Origin of the sequence: Streptomyces sp. RPA4-2 (genome assembly GCF_012273515.2) — a bacterium.
GTDB classification, from domain to species: Bacteria; Actinomycetota; Actinomycetes; order Streptomycetales; family Streptomycetaceae; genus Streptomyces; species Streptomyces kaempferi.
This window is the reverse complement of sequence record NZ_CP050975.2, coordinates 781952-798247: the sequence shown is the minus strand read 5'-3', so window position 1 is coordinate 798247 and position 16296 is coordinate 781952. Positions and strand designations below refer to the sequence as shown.

At 71.3% G+C, this 16296-nt stretch carries 17 protein-coding genes; 9 read left to right on the top strand and 8 right to left on the bottom strand.

What is annotated here, in order from left to right; all coding sequences use genetic code 11:
- Nucleotides 1-72: 72 nt before the first annotated feature.
- The 4 genes from HEP85_RS03065 (at nucleotide 73) to HEP85_RS03050 (ending at nucleotide 5517) form a co-directional block, all read left to right on the top strand.
- Nucleotides 73-807 carry a rod shape-determining protein gene (locus HEP85_RS03065; RefSeq protein WP_168525968.1) on the top strand — a complete coding sequence of 245 codons (735 nt, stop codon included), beginning with the start codon at nucleotides 73-75 and terminating at the stop codon, nucleotides 805-807.
- A 396-nt stretch (nucleotides 808-1203) separates the two neighbouring features.
- Nucleotides 1204-3093, top strand: coding sequence for an NAD-binding lipoprotein (locus HEP85_RS03060; RefSeq protein ID WP_248002439.1), 1890 nt, complete (start codon nucleotides 1204-1206; stop codon nucleotides 3091-3093).
- 123 nt (nucleotides 3094-3216) lie between these two features.
- Entirely contained in the window at nucleotides 3217-3762 is a 546-nt protein-coding gene (locus tag HEP85_RS03055; RefSeq protein WP_168525965.1) for a TetR/AcrR family transcriptional regulator, read from the top strand.
- Between the two features lie 198 nt (nucleotides 3763-3960).
- Nucleotides 3961-5517, top strand: coding sequence for a hypothetical protein (locus HEP85_RS03050; RefSeq protein ID WP_248001809.1), 1557 nt, complete (start codon nucleotides 3961-3963; stop codon nucleotides 5515-5517).
- Nucleotides 5518-5586: 69 nt separating this feature from the next.
- Here HEP85_RS03050 and HEP85_RS03045 read toward each other — a convergent pair whose 3' ends face one another.
- From HEP85_RS03045 to HEP85_RS03035, 3 genes are all read right to left on the bottom strand, one after another.
- Nucleotides 5587-7194 (bottom strand): cation acetate symporter, encoded by a 1608-nt coding sequence (locus HEP85_RS03045; RefSeq protein ID WP_168525964.1) that lies wholly within the window; start codon nucleotides 7192-7194, stop codon nucleotides 5587-5589.
- Nucleotides 7191-7631 carry a DUF485 domain-containing protein gene (locus HEP85_RS03040; RefSeq protein ID WP_168525962.1) on the bottom strand — a complete coding sequence of 147 codons (441 nt, stop codon included), beginning with the start codon at nucleotides 7629-7631 and terminating at the stop codon, nucleotides 7191-7193. The genes HEP85_RS03045 and HEP85_RS03040 overlap by 4 nt, the downstream gene beginning before the upstream one ends.
- A gap of 378 nt (nucleotides 7632-8009) precedes the next feature.
- Nucleotides 8010-8678: a hypothetical protein gene (locus HEP85_RS03035; protein ID WP_248001808.1), complete on the bottom strand. Its 669-nt coding sequence runs from the start codon at nucleotides 8676-8678 to the stop codon at nucleotides 8010-8012.
- A 358-nt stretch (nucleotides 8679-9036) separates the two neighbouring features.
- On the opposite strand from HEP85_RS03035, the gene HEP85_RS03030 reads away from it, so the two are divergent.
- Nucleotides 9037-9366: a hypothetical protein gene (locus HEP85_RS03030; RefSeq protein ID WP_168525960.1), complete on the top strand. Its 330-nt coding sequence runs from the start codon at nucleotides 9037-9039 to the stop codon at nucleotides 9364-9366.
- Between the two features lie 480 nt (nucleotides 9367-9846).
- The gene (locus HEP85_RS03025; RefSeq protein ID WP_329284877.1) at nucleotides 9847-10335 is read left to right on the top strand and encodes a hypothetical protein; all 489 of its coding nucleotides are present in this window, start codon (nucleotides 9847-9849) and stop codon (nucleotides 10333-10335) included.
- 17 nt (nucleotides 10336-10352) lie between these two features.
- Here HEP85_RS03025 and HEP85_RS03020 read toward each other — a convergent pair whose 3' ends face one another.
- Together HEP85_RS03020 and HEP85_RS03015 are read right to left on the bottom strand one after the other, a co-directional pair.
- Nucleotides 10353-11237, bottom strand: coding sequence for a histidine phosphatase family protein (locus tag HEP85_RS03020; protein ID WP_168525958.1), 885 nt, complete (start codon nucleotides 11235-11237; stop codon nucleotides 10353-10355).
- An 11-nt stretch (nucleotides 11238-11248) separates the two neighbouring features.
- Complete coding sequence (locus HEP85_RS03015) at nucleotides 11249-11596, bottom strand: hypothetical protein (protein ID WP_168525956.1); 348 nt, start codon at nucleotides 11594-11596, stop codon at nucleotides 11249-11251.
- Nucleotides 11597-11733: 137 nt separating this feature from the next.
- On the opposite strand from HEP85_RS03015, the gene HEP85_RS03010 reads away from it, so the two are divergent.
- The 3 genes from HEP85_RS03010 (at nucleotide 11734) to HEP85_RS03000 (ending at nucleotide 13766) form a co-directional block, all read left to right on the top strand.
- Nucleotides 11734-12399 carry a response regulator transcription factor gene (locus HEP85_RS03010; protein WP_168525954.1) on the top strand — a complete coding sequence of 222 codons (666 nt, stop codon included), beginning with the start codon at nucleotides 11734-11736 and terminating at the stop codon, nucleotides 12397-12399.
- Entirely contained in the window at nucleotides 12396-13499 is a 1104-nt protein-coding gene (locus tag HEP85_RS03005; protein WP_168525952.1) for a sensor histidine kinase, read from the top strand. The genes HEP85_RS03010 and HEP85_RS03005 overlap by 4 nt, the downstream gene beginning before the upstream one ends.
- Nucleotides 13500-13610: 111 nt before the next feature.
- Complete coding sequence (locus HEP85_RS03000; RefSeq protein ID WP_168525950.1) at nucleotides 13611-13766, top strand: DUF6131 family protein; 156 nt, start codon at nucleotides 13611-13613, stop codon at nucleotides 13764-13766.
- Between the two features lie 88 nt (nucleotides 13767-13854).
- Here HEP85_RS03000 and HEP85_RS02995 read toward each other — a convergent pair whose 3' ends face one another.
- From HEP85_RS02995 to HEP85_RS02985, 3 genes are all read right to left on the bottom strand, one after another.
- Nucleotides 13855-14226, bottom strand: a complete 372-nt coding sequence (locus HEP85_RS02995; RefSeq protein ID WP_329525352.1) for a low affinity iron permease family protein — start codon at nucleotides 14224-14226, stop codon at nucleotides 13855-13857.
- Between the two features lie 164 nt (nucleotides 14227-14390).
- Nucleotides 14391-14567 carry a CsbD family protein gene (locus tag HEP85_RS02990; protein ID WP_168533253.1) on the bottom strand — a complete coding sequence of 59 codons (177 nt, stop codon included), beginning with the start codon at nucleotides 14565-14567 and terminating at the stop codon, nucleotides 14391-14393.
- Nucleotides 14568-14987: 420 nt separating this feature from the next.
- Nucleotides 14988-16280 carry an RICIN domain-containing protein gene (locus HEP85_RS02985; protein WP_168525948.1) on the bottom strand — a complete coding sequence of 431 codons (1293 nt, stop codon included), beginning with the start codon at nucleotides 16278-16280 and terminating at the stop codon, nucleotides 14988-14990.
- Nucleotides 16281-16296 lie beyond the last annotated feature (16 nt).

Here is a 16296-nt window from a genome sequence, read left to right as displayed (position 1 = left end):
CGCGTCGGAGCCCGTCCCGCCCGGCACCGGCCGTGGCCCCTCTGCCGGAAGTGCTGAGGGATCGCGCTCGACATGGGCAGCGCCCGCACGCGCGCCTGGATCGCGGGCCGGGGCCTGGTCCTCGACGTCCCTACGGTCACCTTTCCGGGAGCCGGTGTCGTGTACCCGATCCGGCGCGGCACCATCGTCGACACCGCGGGAGCGGCCCGGATGCTGGACCGTCTGCTCGGCCACCGGCTTCCCGGCGGCACCCGCCCGCTGATCGTCGTGACCGCCCCCGTCCTGGACGGCGTCGCCTACCGGGCGGCGGCTCGCACGGCCGTGGAGGTGCTGCGGCCGCGCGGTGTGATCACCGTCCCCGGCGCCCGCGCCATCGCGCTGGGCGCGGGCGCCGACCTGTCCCGGCCGCTGCTGGTCATGGACATCGGCGCCCACCTCACCGAAGTGGTGCTCCTGGCCGACGGAGCCGTCGTCGACGCGCACCGCACCGCTCTGGGCACCGGTGACCTCGACACCGTCCCGGCGTCCCGCATCAGTGAGGCGGTGGCCGCCATGGTGACCACGATGCTGCGGCAGGACCGTACGTCACTCACCCTCGACGCCCTGGACAGGGGCGCGCTGCTGGCCGGCGGAGGCGCCCTGCGCCCGGAGATCACCTATCGCCTCACCCGCAGGTCGCGTACGCCCCTGCGCACCGTCGCGGCGCCGCACACCGCCGCCGTCCGCGGGGCCGCGGCCCTCCTGCAGGCCGCCCACGCCCACCCCTCGGTGACCGGATCCGTCGCCTCGGCGGCGGACCGGCCGTGATCCGCGCCCCGTCCCCACCTCGCTGGACGGTCTTCACCCGACCCGGACGGGGGTCACGACCGGAGGCGGATCGGGACGGACAACGGGTGGACGGCGCACTCCGAGCCGCTCGCCCACCGCCCGTCTCCTCGCCACGGCGCCCGTCCCCTCGTCACGGCGTCTGCCCGAAAGAATGAATCGGCTCCCGATTCCCGCGTGTCCCGGTGCCGGAGACCGCACTGTGAGGCGGCGGCACGGCGGACATCCGTCCGGCACGGGCCGTCGCCGCGGTGACGCGGTGCGAGGACTAGGGGTGGGGTGGGATTGGAACGGCTGGAGGAGCCGCGGCCGGTTTCGTTACCGGACCGGGCGCGTTACCGCTTCGACCGTACGCTGGCCCGCAGTACGGGCACCCTGATGGGCTGGCTGGTGATCACTTGCCTGGCCGTCGTGGTCCCGGTCAGCGCGCTGCTGGTGTGGACGGACCCCGGTTCCCCGCGCTCGCTGCCGGGGCGGCTGACCGCGGTGTGGCGGACCAGCGCGGAGACGCTGCGCCTCGGCGCGGTGACGGGCACCCCGTTGCGCATGCTGCTCTCGGCCCTGCTCGGGCTGGTCGCCCTGCTGTGCGTGTCGACTCTTGTCGGGGTCATCACCACGGGCCTCGCCGACCGGCTGGCGGAGTTGAGCCGCGGCAGATCGACGGTGATCGAGGAGGGCCATGCCGTCGTACTCGGCTGGTCGGACCAAGTGGCCACGGTGGTCGGCGAACTGATCGCCGCCCAGGCCGCGCACCGGCCGCGGGCCATCGTCCTGCTCGCCGACCGGGACAAGACCGAGATGGAGCGGGCGCTGGCCCTCCAGACCGGTCCGCCGGGCCGCGCCCGGATCATCTGCCGCAGCGGCCCGGCCAGCGACCCCGACGTACTCGCGCTGGTCAGCCCGCGCACGGCGAGCACCGTGCTGGTGCTGCCGTCCGGGGAGCCCACGGCCGACGCCGAGGTCCTGCGCGTCCTGCTGGCATTGCGAGCGGTCCTGGGCGAGGGGACGGACGGGCCACCGGTGCTGGCCGCCGTGCGGGACGACCGCTACCGCGCGCCGGCCCGGCTGGCCGCCGGTGCGCGGGGCACGGTCCTGGAGACCGACACGGTCACGGCGAGGCTGATCGCGCAGTGCGTCGGCCGCCCCGGCCTCTCCGTGGTCCTGCGTGACCTGCTGGACTTCGCGGGCGACGAGTTCCACCTCGCCGACAGCTCCGCGTTCCACGGGAGCCCCTTCGGCACGGTCCTGCTCGGCCACGCCACCTCCTGCCTGGTCGGGCTGCTCACCCCGGAGGGACGTACGCTGCTGAATCCGCCCGCCGACACCGTCGTCGCGCCGGGCAGCCTCCTGATCGTCCTCACCGGTGACGACGACACGACGCGGCCGGAGGACTGCGGGCGCCTCGTCGACCAGGCGGTGATCGTCACCGACCCGCCACCCCCGGACGCCGCCGCCCACTTGTTGCTGCTCGGCTGGAACCGGCGGGCGCCTCTCATCGTGGACCAGTTGCGGCGCACGGCCCACCCGGGTTCGGTGCTGCACGTGGTCACGGACCGGGCCGTGCCGGGACCGGCGCGGGAACCGGAGACCGCGGCCGCCGCCCGGCTGACCGTACGGTTCCAGTCCGCCGATCTGTCGCGCCCCGAGACGCTTCTCGGGCTCGACCTCGCCCCGTACGACGGGATGGTCGTCCTCGGACCCGATCCGGGCGACGGTCCCGACCGGCCCGACGACCGGACTCTGGTCACCCTGCTGGCCGTGCGGCTGCTGGAGGACCGGACGGGACGGGAGATGCGCGTGGTCACCGAACTCATCGACGACCGCAACCGGCCGCTGGCACCCCTCAACCCCGGCTCCGACGTCATCGTCAGTGGCGAGCTCACCGGACTGCTCATGGCACAGATCGCGCAGAACCGGCACCTCGCGGCCGTCTTCGACGAGTTGTTCTCCGCCGACGGCAGCACCATCTGCCTGCGGCCTGCCGTGTACTACGTCCGTCCGGGCAGCGAGGCGAGCTTCGCCACCGTGGTGGCCGCGGCGCGCGACCGCGGTGAGTGCGCCATCGGATACCGCCGTCACGACCGGCGCGCCACGCTCCCGGACCTCGGGGTCCGGCTCAATCCCCACAAGGGGGAGCGGCGCGAGTGGAGCGCCGAGGACCAGGTGGTCGTCGTGGCGTCCGAACCGGCCGCTCCCGCCGGCCCTTGCGAACGGGACACGGAAGAGCTCCGAGTCGAGCGGCGGGACGCCAGGCCGCAGCAACAGTGACAGGAGACGAACTGCGGAGAAAGTGGCCTAAGTGCATCAGTTATATTGCGCTAAGAGGGACTGATGCCCGTGGACCGGTGAGGATCGGAGCTCAATTGCGACTGATTGATACACTGGCCGGTCATGAGAGCTGACGCCGCACGCAACCTGGCCGCGGTCCTGCGCACCGGGGCCCGCCTTCTCGCCGACGACCCGGGCACCTCGATCTCGGCCATCGCCGCCGCGGCGGGCGTGGACCGCACCACCGTCCACCGTCGTTTCGCCACCCGTGAGGCCCTGCTCGACGCCGTGTTCCAGGCGAAGCTCGACTCCGCCGCACGAGTCCTCGACGAGGCCCGGCTGACCGAGGCGCCGGTGGCCGTGGCTCTGCACCGCTACGTCGAGGGGATCATTCCGGTCAGCCGGGAGTGGCCCGTCGACACACGCCGCATGATGATGGCGGACCCGAAGGCCCGCGGCCGACGTGAGGAACAGAGCCGGCGGCTGGACGACTTCCTCCAGCGCGCAGCCGACGAAGGCTTTCTGCGCACCGACATCCCGGAGGCGTGGGTGAGGGGCGTCCTCGACGACCTGGTGGACAGCGCCGCGCACCGATTCCCCGACGTCGAAGCTCCGCAGGCGGCGGACCTGGTCGTGGACATGTTCCTCAACGGCCTCGGCAGGCCCTGACCTCGCACCGGCCCGCGGCCACCACCGCGTGTCGCACAGCCGTCACGCCCGCCACCCCACCCCGTCGATCCGCACCGCTCCATGAGGCACACTTGACGATCCATCAAGTCCCGAACCTCATCCTCTGTCGCTCCTCCGTGACTGAACGTACACTGACAAGTCATAGAACTTCGGGCGTGATTGACTGGGGGAGCCGTCATGTCCTGGGATCACAACGACATGCCTGGCACGTTCGCCGTACCGCCGATGCCCACCGCGCCGCCGCGCGCTCCGGCGGACGCCTTGCGCGCGGTCGCGGTGGCGCTGCTGAACCTGTCCGGGCTGGGCCTGGGTTACGCGCTGACGCGCCGTTGGGGCCTGATGGCCGTGTGCTGGGTCGCGACCGCGGCTTTGCTGCTGGTGGCCCTTCCCGCGGACCCCGACGGCGTGCCCGGCGCGGCCGTCGTCCTCTACCTGGTTCTGCTCGGCCTGGCAGGCGTACACGGAGCGTTCCTGGGTCTGCGCACCCGTCTCGTGTGGCCGCCGCGCGCCTGGCTCGCGATCGTGCTCGGGGTCGTCCTCCTGGCCGTACCGGCGGGAGGCGTCGCCCTGTACGGCAACGCGCGGGACAGGGCGACCGAGGCGATGCTCATGGACCGGCTGGAGCGGGCGGACAAACTCGTCCGGGCCTCCGGACAGCAGTCGTTCACCACGGCGGAGTCCGACTACCGCCGGGCACTGGCCGCCTACCGGGGTCTGCGCAGCGACCATCCCGGCTCGAAAGCGGCCGATCGTGTGCCCGGCCGGCTCAAGACCTTCTACACCACGGTCGGTTCGCCCTACGCCCAGAAGAACTACTGCGACGCCATAGCGCCCTTGAAGTACCTCCGTACGGTCCCGGGAACCATGGGCAAGAAGGAACTCGGAGCGCTGTCCACCTGGCCCGACGACCGGCTCGCCACCTCGCTCTACGAGTGCGCGTCACAGGCACTCGGGCACGGGGACGCGGACTGGACGACTCACTTCGGCGACCTCCTGTCGACCTTCCCGCGGTCCGCGCCGGCCGGGAAGGTGGAGCCCGCGGTGAGCGCCGAGGTCGACAGGGCCGTGAAGCAGGTGGGCGGAAGCGACCCCTGCGCGGCCGTCGAACACCTCAGGAGCCTCGGCACCCAGGTCACCGCACTCCCCGGAGAGCAGGCGGGATTGACCGCGGCCCTCGGCAAGGACGCCGACCGAGCGGCGACGAACGCGGACTCGGGTACGTACGACTGTGGCGTGAGCCAGTACAAGGGCGGACGGTTCGTCGAGGCCGTCACCACGATGAACGAGTTCGTCAAGAACAACCAGCATGCCAGGAACCGGGCCCGCGCACAGAAGATCGCCATCGCGGCGGAGATCGCCCAGACGGTGCCCGCGGCGGGCAGGCGGCTGCCGACGACGGCGTCCGGCGGCAGCATCGCCGTCACCGTCAAGAACGACAGCCCCGACGACATCACGGTGATGTACACCGGGCCCGTGACGGGCAGCTTCTCCCTCAAGGCCTGCGGGAGTTGCACCACCTACTCCCTCACCAGCACGGTGCTGGCGGGGTTCACCCCCTGCCACGACAGCGGGAAGAACTACCCGCAGCGGACCATCCGGCTGCCCATCGGCACTACGTACTTCGTCCACAAGTCCCGGACCGGCACGGGGAAGTCGCCCGCGTCGGACACCGCCAAACTGAGGCCCGGCTACATCTACACCGAGTGCGCCTATATGACGAGTCTCGACTACTGACAACGGGCGCACCGCTCGTACGCGGGCGGCGCTCCGTCGGACCGGCGGGTCCGCGAGAGCCCCCGCCCGTCACCGTTTCGGTCTCGGCCCCGCCAGGATCAGACTTTCGATGGCCTCGTAACGACGGCGTTCGCGGGCGGCTCTGCGGCGTCCGGAGAGCACGCTGCCGAGCCATCCGAAGGCGAATCCCAGGGGGACGGAGACCAGCCCCGTGGTGGTGAACGGGAACCAGTTGAAGTCCGCGTGGGGAAACGCGGACGTCGGTGAGCCGGACACGAGTCTGGTGCCCGGCATCAGCAGAAGCACCGAGAGGGTGCCGCCGATGAGCGTGCTCAACAGGCCGGCGCGCGTGAAGTTGCGCCAGAAGAGGCTGTAGATCAGTGCCGGGGCGATCGCCGAGGCTCCCAGACAGAAGGAGAGGGTCGCGAGCGGCTGGAGGCTGCGGTGCTGGACCAGGGCGGCGAGTACGACGATCGGAGCCCCCACGACCACGGCGGAGACGCGGGCCAGCATCGTCTCGTGGTGCGGCGCCATGCCGGAGCCCCGGGTGGCGAACACGTCGTGGGCGAGGGAGTTGGCGCAGGCCAGTGTCATACCGGCCACCGAGGCGAGCAGCGTCAGGAAGATCGCCGTGGTGACCGTGGTGAACACGAGGGTCTCCGCCCGCGACATGTCCGCACCGAACGCAGCCCGGGAGCTGAGCAGGTACGCGGTGTGACCCCACGGGTCGGCTTTCGCGATGCCCGCCCGGCCGATCAGCGCCGTCGCGCCGATACCGATGACCGTGGCCACCGCGACGAACAGGGCCACCGACGACACCGCCCACGACATCGAACGCCGCACCTGACGTGCGCTCTTCGCGGTGTACATGCGCATGGTCACATGAGGGAGGCAGGCACCGCCAAGCACGATGGCCAACTGGGTGCTGAGCATGTCGAGGTGCGGATGCGGACCGCCGGCGAACTCCAGCCCGCCGTGCAGGAACTGGTCCCGCGCACCACTGTGGTCGGCGGCCGCGCCGAACAGGGTCCCCGGGTTCCAGTGAAAGGTCCGCAGGATCAGTACCGCGACGGTCACTCCGGAGCCGAGCAGCACGACCATCTTCAGGGTCTGGATCAGCGCGGTGCCCCGCATCCCGCCGATGGCCGCGTAGGTGATCATCAGCGCGCCGACCCCGACGATGCAGCCGGTCTTCATGGCGCTGTCGGAGAAGCCGAGGATGAAGGCCAGGAGCTGTCCGGTGCTGGCGAGTTGGACGAGCATCATCGGTACCAGCGCCACGATGGTGACCGCGCACGCCGTGATGCGCACCGCACGCCCGGGCATCCGCCGGGCGAGGGCGTCACCCATGGTGAACTTGCCCGTGTTCCGCAGGGGTTCGGCCAGCAGGAACATCAACAACAGGAGGGAGAGCAGGGTGCTGAGGGCCAGGACGACCCCGTCGTATCCGCAGAGTGCGATGACCCCGCCGATGGTGAACACGGTCGCGGCCGAGATGTAGTCGCCGGCGATGGCGAGGCCGTTGCGGACGGGGGACAGCGAACGGTAACCGGTGTAGAACTCCTCGAGGTCGTCGCTGTCGGGACCGGTCAGTACGCACAGCAGGAGGGTCACGGAGACGGCGATGCAGAAGGCGACGAGGGACCAGGACCGTGCGGAGTCGCTGAAGTCCGTCATCGCTCGCTCTCCTGGTCGCCGCCGGCCCAGGGCGCCTGCCGGTTCACCCGGCGCGCCAGCGGGTCGACGTAGCGGCGGGCCGTGCGCTCGTACAGCGCCACGGCGAGCCAGGTGACGGGGAGTTGGGCGAGGGCGAGGACCAGGCCCGTCGGCAGACCGCCCGTCACGGGCCGCGCCATGATGTCGGGGCGGCCGACGGAGAGAGCGAGGAAGAGGGAGAAGTAACCGAGCGCCGCCAGTGTGGTGAGCCATCGCTGTCGGCGGTAGGCGCGGCGGAGGATACGTAGGTCGCGGTGGTGTCCGGTCCAGGGGCGAGGCGGGGTGCCGCCGTGTAACGGTTCCCCGGAGGGAGCCGGGGGCGCGGGGTCGCGGGCGGGGGAGGAGTGCTGTCCGTGGTGCGGTCGGGCGGAGTTCGAAGCGGAGCTGTCGTAGGACATTCCGGGTCTCCTGGCGGGTTCGGGACCGACGGACATGGACCGCGCGAAGAGGTGGGGGAGTTGCTCGGGTCCTCGCACGCTATTCGGCGGGCCGGGCAGTGCAAAGGGTTTTTCCTCAAGTGCCTGGTCGGGCCCTGTCCGGGCCTCTGACCTCCTGTGTTACTGCTGTCATGGCTGTGACGGGCGGGGTGCGAGCTTCGAGTGAGGCACATGTGATCGGTGGCTTCCCGGTGCGGGGGATGGTCGGTCGCGGGGATGACGGCGGTGTCCTCGACGGGACACCGGTCGGCGGGGTCGGCGGTACGGAAGGGACATGTCGTGGCACGCGGGGTATCGGCCGGCTCGGCCCGCCGCGCGGTCTCGGGAGGCAGCGGCCGCTCAGGAGGCATCGGTCAGCCGGTGCAGAGGTGTGCCGTGCGCCCAGCTCCTGAGGCGCGGGCCGTCGATGAGGTGGATGTCGCCCTGCCGTCGCGCCCATTGGACGTCACGGTGGCTGAAGGTCCCGCGGTGCACCACGAGTCGCAGGGGAACGCTCGCCCGGCGCCCGGACCGCGCGGGTGCGTCCTCGTCGGGCAGGGGCTCGGCCACCGGACGGAACGCCACCTCGATGCGGTGTCCCTGACCGTTGCGCGCGCGCACGTGCGGCCGGTCCCGCACCCTGGACGGCGGGAGTACGAACCAGCCGTCCCGGCGCAGCATCCGGGACACGGCCAGGGCGAGCCCCTCCGTGTCCAGTTCCGCGAGTTCCTCGGGTGTGTAGTGCCCCAGCCGCCGACGGGCCAGCGGACGGTGATGCCGGACCGCGAACGGGGTGGCGACGGCGAGGAGCCCCAGCGCCGCGACGAGTACGCCGGCACCCAGGGCGCGGAAGGCCACGGCGCATCCCGCCACCACCCCGCACACGACGAGCACGACCACCACGAGCGCGGGCAGCACCTCACGGAGGCCGGGCCCGTAACGCCCCTGGTCGCGCAGTGCACGGATCGCCAGTCGCCGCCGCGTACGGCGTGACGGAATCTTCTCGGGCCTTGGTCCCCTCCACGCCACCCGGGTCGGCTCCTCCCACCCCGCGTGCACCGATGTGCCGGCGGTATGGCTACCCAGCTGAGACGGGCCGGTCGTACGGAGGGCGGGATCCGGCCACGAATCCGGCTGAAGTCTTTCGCCGCACGCCACCCGCGGGCCACGACGGGCCCTGGGTACGTGAGGGGTCGGGCGTGCCTCGTCAACTCGACCCCGCGGTCCCGGTAAGCCGGACGGGTGAGCTCACGGGGGCCGGTCGTGCGGTGACCGGTGTTCTCGGCCCGAGGAGGGGAAGACGCACCGCATGCAACTCGGGAACCCCCATGATGCCGGTGATTCGGCGGGCGAGGGGGCGCCCCGGTCGTTCTCGTAAGGAGTTCCCGTGACCACATACGTCATCACTGTCCCCGGCACCTTCGTCCACGGCATGTCCGACGGCGCCCGCTCCGACATCGAGCGCAGGCTTCGGCCCCAGGACCCGAAGAACACCGATCTGGGCGAGAACGAGGAGTTGAGCCTGCTCACGGTGGAGGAGGACGGGAGGTTCGCCGCCCGCGTCGAGGTCGAGGCCGCGGACCGCTCCAGCGCCGAGCACGAGGCCGTACGGCTGGTGTCCGGGGCGCTGCGCGACAGCGGGCTCGCCGAGGACGACGCGATGCTGGGGGCGGCGGTCGTGACCGGCATCGACACCGGTATCGACCGCGAACTCTGAGGCGCGGGCGCCCGGGAGGGCGGCCATCGTTCCTCCCCGGCCGCCTTCACCGCACCGGGTCCCCACGACATCTACGCCGAGGGCCAAGGAGGTTGCCCCGGGGCGGCCCGCGAAACCGCGCGGGCCCTCCGGGGCGGTGAACGCCGCGGACGTCCGGCATGCCGTGCCGCGCTTTCCACGTCCGCGTGCGCCCATGGCATGATCACAGTCGCTTTTGCCAGAAGTCGCTGTGCCGTGCGGGGAGTCGCGTCCCAAGGACCACGGCGCAACTGGTAAATGACCCGCCCGAGAACGGGGTACAGGTATACGTGGTGCCCAGCACCGACGTGCACCCCGCCTCCCCATACCGAAGGACTGCCGGTCTTGGACCTCGCGTACCCCGAAACACCCGCTGCACGCCGCCCGGGACGGACGTGGATCATCCGGGTCTCCGGCCACAGCGACCGTACCGCCTCCGTGTCGTGCTCGTCGTCGTGCGCAATGCCGCCCCGATCCCGCGACCTGACGGCACTTCGCCGTTTCGCCGAAGCCCACGCGGCGGCACACGCCCGCGCCGCCACCGTGCATCCCGACGCCGCCTGCGCCTGCCGCCAGACACAGTGCGCGGCCCACGAGGGTACGCACACGCACTGCGCGGGCGGCGTGGTCCTGGTTCTGCGTCACGACCCCGCGGTCGGACAGGTCTGGACCCTGCTCGAGGTCTGCACCGCGTGCGCCCCTCTGATGACACTCTCCCGCGTCGTCGGCCGCGCGCTGCCGCGCACCCGCGAGGCCCCCGTGCCGGCCGCCGCGCCGGCGCACGCCGAGCCGGCGACGTCACCAGCGGTGCCCGGCGGCTTCAGCGCCCCCTCCGGACCGGGCTTCAACAGCGCGGACGCCCCTCCCGCGCCGTCGCGTCGCCGCTCCGGCGTCCGCGGTCGTCCGCAGCCACGACAGGGCCGACGGGACCAGGGCGGGTTTCCGGGCTGAGACAGCGGGCCGGAGCCTCACCGCTCCGGTTCGGTACGCGGGTGCAGGCGCACCCGGCATCGCCCGCACACCCGGTGGCCACCCGTGGTCAGCGGCTCCCGGCCCCGAGCGGCCAGAGCCCGGCCCACCGGCCCCGGGCCCGCCGGGGCGGCACCGTCGGCCCTGTTCTCCAGGCCGTGCAGCCTGCTCGGTTTCACGGTCCGGCCGGTGCGGTCGGAGGGTGTCACCCGGGCGACGAGGTCGTACCACTCGTCGCTCACCGCGTCGCCCCACAAAGGGGCCGTGCGGTCCTGCGGGGCGTCACACGGCATGGGCACGGTGCGACTCGTGCCGGCTCGTTCAGCGATGAGCCGACCGGGCCGGACGTTCCAGCGGCCCTCGCGCAGGGTCAGCGAGACCGTGGACAGGGGTGGCACCTCGAAGTGCCAGAAAGCCGTCGCAGGCGCGGACAGCGCGTGGACGAGTGCGGCCCGGACGACGGCCGGTTCGGTGATGACCAGAGCCTGGTCCATGAACGGCGGCACGCTGCTCATCCAGTGCGCGACACGGCGGCACAGCTGTCGTACGGACTCGCCTCCGTGCGGTGTCGCATCCGGGTCCGTGAGCCGGCTCGCGTAACCGTAGGGGTTGTCCTCGACGACCTCACGGACGGTGCGGCCACGCCAGGCGCCGTAGTCGAAGTCGCGCAGTGCGGGCTCGGGCGTGGCGTCCAGGCCGAGCGCGTCGGCGGTCAGCGCGCAGCGGACCGACGGCGCCCGGACGACCGAGGAGTACGGAGGGAGCGTCGCGCCGACGGCACGCGCCTCACCCAGACCGTGCTCGCTCAGGGGGCCGTCACCGAAGACCGCGCTCCCGCTGGTGTCCCCGGCTGTCGCGCACATGAACGTCAGGCGGACCGACATCGGCGTACCTCCTAACTGGCCCGGCTCGGGTGCCGGATGGTGTGAGTTCGCCGCCGACCGCGGGTGCCGTCGGGAGGCCGTGCCGCGTCAGGGGGCTTCCGGCCGTCCACCGAGGGATCGGCGTCGGGACCGATGTGGACCGCGAACATGCCGAGCACCACCGGGCAGCGGGCCAGTCCGGCCGCCCGGTCGACGAGGGGCCGAAGGGGGATGGCGACGCGGGGCCCGAAGGGGACGGTGACGGCGTACGAGAGGGAGAGGCGGATGCCCGCACTGCGGGCGCCGCCCCGGGCGGTACGGCCTCCGCCACGTCGTGCGTCATACGCTCCAGGGTCGAAGACGCCGCTCGCGGCAGACATCCGGCAGGTGTCCGGAACCGCCCCGCCGACTGGCTGGCGCACTCCCCGCCGCCTGGCCGTATCCGGTGTCGGACAGCCGCGGGGCGTGCCCGGCATGGTACGAATCGGACAGTGGTCCGACGGCGAGTGGAGCACCTGTGATCCGGGTATTGGTGGTCGACGACGAGGCCATGATCCGTACGGGTTTTCAGCACATCCTCGACGCGGCACACGACATCGAGGTCGCGGCCGCGGTCCCCGGCGGCCAGGCCCTCCAGACGGCCCAGGACATACGCCCTGACGTGGTACTCCTCGACATCCGGATGCCTGACGTCGACGGCCTCACCGTCCTCGCCGGCCTCCGTCGGCTGCCGCACCCCCCGGTGGTGGCCATGCTCACGACGTTCGACATGGACGAATACGTGGCGACGGCGCTGCGCTCGGGCGCGGCGGGCTTCCTGCTCAAGGACACCGACCCCGAGGAGCTCCCGTTCCTGGTGCGGACGCTGGCCGACGGCGGCACCGTCCTGTCCTCCAAGGTCACCCGGACGGTCGTGGACGGCTACCTGAACGCCGGCCCCCGGGAAAGCGCCGCCCACAGCCTCGCCCGGCTGACCGACCGCGAACGGGCCGTGCTCGTCCTCATCGCCGAGGGACTGTCCAACGCCGACATCGGCACGCGGATGCACCTCAGCACCGGCACGGTCAAGGACCACGTGAGTGCGATCCTCGGCAAGCTCGAGGTGGACGGCCGGGTCCAGGCCGCCCTGCTCGCCGAACGGGCCGGCCTTCTCAAGGAGCCGCGGGGCGAGGAGGGGGGATGAACCTCCGCCGGCTGCGCGCACCGCTGCTGGACGCCGCCCTCGTCGCCGCGTCGCTCCTCGACGTCTGGGTCAAGGTCCACATCGACGAGCCACTCCGGCTGTCCTGTGCCCTGGTCGCCGCCTTCTCCCTCTTTCTGCGACGTCGCCGGCCGCTGCTCACCTTTCTGCTCACGCTGCCCGCGGTCCTGGTCTCCGACGCCGTCTTCGCCGCGCTGGCCGCGCTGTACACCCTCGCCTCGTTCACCCGTCACCGCACCATGCTCGCCGTCTGTGTCACGGTGTTCACGATCTGTGACATGACCAATTGGCCGTCACTGAGCTACGACTTCGCCAAGACGGCGACCGTGATCACCCTGGGGTACACCGCGGCGACGGCGGCCGCTCCCGTCTTCCTCGGCCAGCTCGTCCAGGCCCGGCGGGATCTGTCGCGGCAGCTCGCCGAGATCTCCGAGGCGCGCGACCACAAGCGGCTGCTGACCGCGCAGAGCGTGCTGGCCAAGGAACGCGCACAGCTCGCCCGGGAGATGCACGACGTGGTCTCCCACCAGGTCAGTCTGATCGCGGTGCGGGCCGGAGCGCTCCAGGTCGGTGCCCAGGACGCCGACGTGAAGGAGGCGGCCGCCACGATCCGGCGGCTGAGCGTCCAGACACTGGACGAGCTGCGGCACATGGTCAGCGTTCTGCGTGCCTCCGGGGGACGGCCCACGGAGCTGACACCGCAGCCGTCCCTGGCGGACCTCCACCGGCTGGTCGACAACAGCGGTATCGAGACCGAGCTGCGGACCGACGTGCCCGACGACCTGCCGCCCACCGTGCAGCGGGCCATCTACCGCACCGTCCAGGAAGCGCTGACCAACGCACGCAAGCACGCCCCCGGAACCACCGCGACGGTTCACATCCGCCACCACGACGGCGCCGTCCGCGCCACGGTGACCAACACCGCACCGACCCACCCCCCGCTCCCGCTCCCGAGCGCGCACCACGGACTGGTCGGCCTGCGCCAGCGCGCGGCACTCCTCGGCGGCACCGTCACCGCCGGCCCCACCGCGGACGGCGGCTACGAACTGTGCCTGGAGCTCCCGGCCGAGGGCAGGCCATGACGGGCCCCGGCGGTCCGGGGGCCCGCCGACCGTACTCTCCCCGTGTTTGCGGCTGAATATTTGCGGGGACTCGGCGCTTAGGGGGTCAAGCTTCCCCGACCGGAGGAAAAGATGATCATCCTCGGAGTTATTCTGCTCGTCATCGGCCTCGTGGCAGGCATCGGCATTCTATGGACCATCGGGGTCATCCTGGTGATCATCGGAGTCGTTCTGTGGATTCTGGGAGGCATCGGACACGCGGTCGGCGGCCGACGGCACTACTGGTGACGGCGCGCTCCTGCGCGGCGCGTCACCAAGCGGCTCGACACTTTTGGTGAAGGGCGAGGACGAGATCTGAGAGGCGCGGGCGCGCCTCTCAGATCTCGTCCTCCAGCCGAATGACGTTCCTGAGGTCTTCGTGCGCCTTTCCGGGGGTGCCTTCCTGCGCCTCGAGCAGGGCGGCGGCGATGGCGTCCAGCTTGCGCTGGATCGCTCGGTCCGCCCGGAGTTCCGAGTTCTTCAGCAGGGCGAGGAGCATGAGGGTCACGGCCGTCATGGATTCGCCGGCGAAGAGCAGCCAGGTCACTTCGACGCCCACGATGTGGAGCACGACGGTAAGGGAGACCAGCGCGAGGCAGAACACGAAGAAGACCGGTGAGCTGGTGAATTTCGACGCAGACTCGGCGAACCTTTCGAATCTTCCACGTTCGTCGCCGCCGCGGTCCGCGGGGTGCTCGATGGTCATCATCCTCTGTGCTCTCCGTCGCGGGGTTTCGATCCTCCATCCTCCCAGGACCGACCGTTCCAGGCAGGGGGCGTCATGTCCTCGGCGGGGCGGGGTGTCGTGCGCAGTCCCGCACGACAGCCCTGACGCCCGCCGGACGCAGCGGTGGCCTTACCGGCCACTCGCTTTCAGTGCTTGGTCCGCTTGCGAATCCGGTCCGCGGCCTTTCCGGTCATCTCATGGGCCTTGCCCCGCAACTGTTCGTTGCGGCCCTTGCGCTGCATGGATTTGTCTCCCAGGGCCTTGCCCAGGGTCTCCCGCATCCTGCCCGTGATCTGTTTCGTCCTGGCGTTTCCCTTGATCATCACGATCGCCCTCTTCCCGAATCGCCGGCGCGCGCCTTCCCCGTAGGGACGACGCACCTTTCTTCACCGTGTGGCCGCTGGGCGGGTGACGCAAACCGGCACCGCGCCAGCGGTTCAGCGAGGCCAGGCGGGTCCGGCTTCGCTGCTGCATACCACGCTTCGCGGGCTGCCGCGCCCCGCTGTGGAGCCTCGCCGCCACGGGGATGGGGGCGACGAGGCTCCCCTGGCCGTGTGCCCCGGCCGGCGCCGTCCATTCCGCCTGCTCCCCGCCCCGACGCACGGACCGGCCGGCCGGCTGACCCGCCACCGACCGACTGACGGCCCTGTGCGCCCACGTCCGCCGGAACCGGATCGGACGCGGCGGTGCCCCTGTCCCGCCGCCGGCGTGCGGTGGGACAGGGGCACCCTTGTACTGGTCGGTCAGGGCTGCGCGGTGAGGGTGAAGCTCTGCGCGGACGAGCCGTCGCAGGTGCGCTGGGTGAGCTGCACGCTGTTCGTCGCGGCGCTCGCCGCCGTCAGGCACTTGCCGCTGTGCCGGGCGCTGAAGTGGTAGCGCCCGGTGCTCTCCTTGACGGGCAGCCATTGCTGGTTCTGCCCGCCCCCGTAACTCCACAGCTGTAGTGGGGCGTTGTCGGCGGTCGAGACGCCGGTCACGTCGATGACCTGCTGCGGGTTGCCGCGGATGCCTGCCTGCCGGTAGCCGCTGTCGGTCGAGCGGAACTGGAACTGCTGTGCCTGCGTGCCGTTGCAGGCGTACTGCTGGATCGCGGTCCCGTTCGCCGTGGCGGCCGCGCGTGCGTCCACACACGTGCCGTTCCCGGCGTTGGTCAGCGAGTACCAGGCGGTCTCGGAGATCGAGTCCGCCGGCGGGGTCGTGTTGTCGGCCCCGCCCAGCCACTTCAGGCCGTCCAGCACGAACCGGTTCTGTGTCTCACTCGCGAACGTCGACGACAGACGGGTGTTGGTCGAGTAGTCCATCGCGTTGTGACCGAAGTTCGCGTACAGCATCTTGTACTTGGTGTTGGTCCACAGAATCGGGTAGTAGCCGCTGTACCAGCTCTGGTTGGGATCCGTGCCCAGCGGGAAGCTGCTGGGGTCGACGGACGCCAGGATCTTGATGTCCGGGTTCTGCCGCAGGTCGTTGGACCAGCTGTACCACTCGCTGACCGCCGAGGTGAACGTGGCGGGCAGGTTCTTGGTGGCCGGGTGCGTACGGTCCTCGACCTTGAGGACCGCCGTGGTCGGGCCCCAGGTGTTCGACTGGAAGTTCCCGCTGCCGAGGAACTGGTTGTGGTACCAGGGCCAGTCCGAGGCACTGGTGGTGAAGGCCGAGACATGGAAGCCCATCCATGCGCCGCCATTGCGCATGTACTGCTCGAAACCGGTCCGTTGGGCCGACGTCTGCGGCAGGTCGTCCAGGAACAGCACGACTTGATAGGCGTTGACGCCGCCGTTGCCGAGCAGGTCCCAGTTGGTGCTGGCCGTGTAGGTGAAGCCGTTGGCCGCGGCCTGTTTGGGGAACCAGTCGTTCGCTTCCTTCTCGAAGTCGATGTGCGCCGCGTCCCAGGTGCCGCTGTAGAGCGCCAGCACCTTGAACGGGGTGGCCGTCGTGCTCGCCCGCGCGGCGGGCGGTGCCGCCACGGCGAGCAGCGTCGCCAGCAGCAGCAGGACCCGCAGGACCGCGCGTGTCGGTCCGGATCTGGTGGTGTGCATCGGCTGATCAGTCCCC

Coding starts and splice junctions, on each gene's coding strand:
- HEP85_RS03065 (WP_168525968.1), top strand. CDS start 73: ATGGGCAGCGCCCGCACGCGCGCCTGGATCGCGGGCCGGGGCCTGGTC.
- HEP85_RS03060 (WP_248002439.1), top strand. CDS start 1,204: ATGGGCTGGCTGGTGATCACTTGCCTGGCCGTCGTGGTCCCGGTCAGC.
- HEP85_RS03055 (WP_168525965.1), top strand. CDS start 3,217: ATGAGAGCTGACGCCGCACGCAACCTGGCCGCGGTCCTGCGCACCGGG.
- HEP85_RS03050 (WP_248001809.1), top strand. CDS start 3,961: ATGTCCTGGGATCACAACGACATGCCTGGCACGTTCGCCGTACCGCCG.
- HEP85_RS03045 (WP_168525964.1), bottom strand. CDS start 7,194: ATGACGGACTTCAGCGACTCCGCACGGTCCTGGTCCCTCGTCGCCTTC.
- HEP85_RS03040 (WP_168525962.1), bottom strand. CDS start 7,631: ATGTCCTACGACAGCTCCGCTTCGAACTCCGCCCGACCGCACCACGGA.
- HEP85_RS03025 (WP_329284877.1), top strand. CDS start 9,847: ATGCCGCCCCGATCCCGCGACCTGACGGCACTTCGCCGTTTCGCCGAA.
- HEP85_RS03020 (WP_168525958.1), bottom strand. CDS start 11,237: ATGTCGGTCCGCCTGACGTTCATGTGCGCGACAGCCGGGGACACCAGC.
- HEP85_RS03015 (WP_168525956.1), bottom strand. CDS start 11,596: ATGTCTGCCGCGAGCGGCGTCTTCGACCCTGGAGCGTATGACGCACGA.
- HEP85_RS03005 (WP_168525952.1), top strand. CDS start 12,396: ATGAACCTCCGCCGGCTGCGCGCACCGCTGCTGGACGCCGCCCTCGTC.
- HEP85_RS03000 (WP_168525950.1), top strand. CDS start 13,611: ATGATCATCCTCGGAGTTATTCTGCTCGTCATCGGCCTCGTGGCAGGC.
- HEP85_RS02995 (WP_329525352.1), bottom strand. CDS start 14,226: ATGATGACCATCGAGCACCCCGCGGACCGCGGCGGCGACGAACGTGGA.
- HEP85_RS02990 (WP_168533253.1), bottom strand. CDS start 14,567: ATGATCAAGGGAAACGCCAGGACGAAACAGATCACGGGCAGGATGCGG.
- HEP85_RS02985 (WP_168525948.1), bottom strand. CDS start 16,280: ATGCACACCACCAGATCCGGACCGACACGCGCGGTCCTGCGGGTCCTG.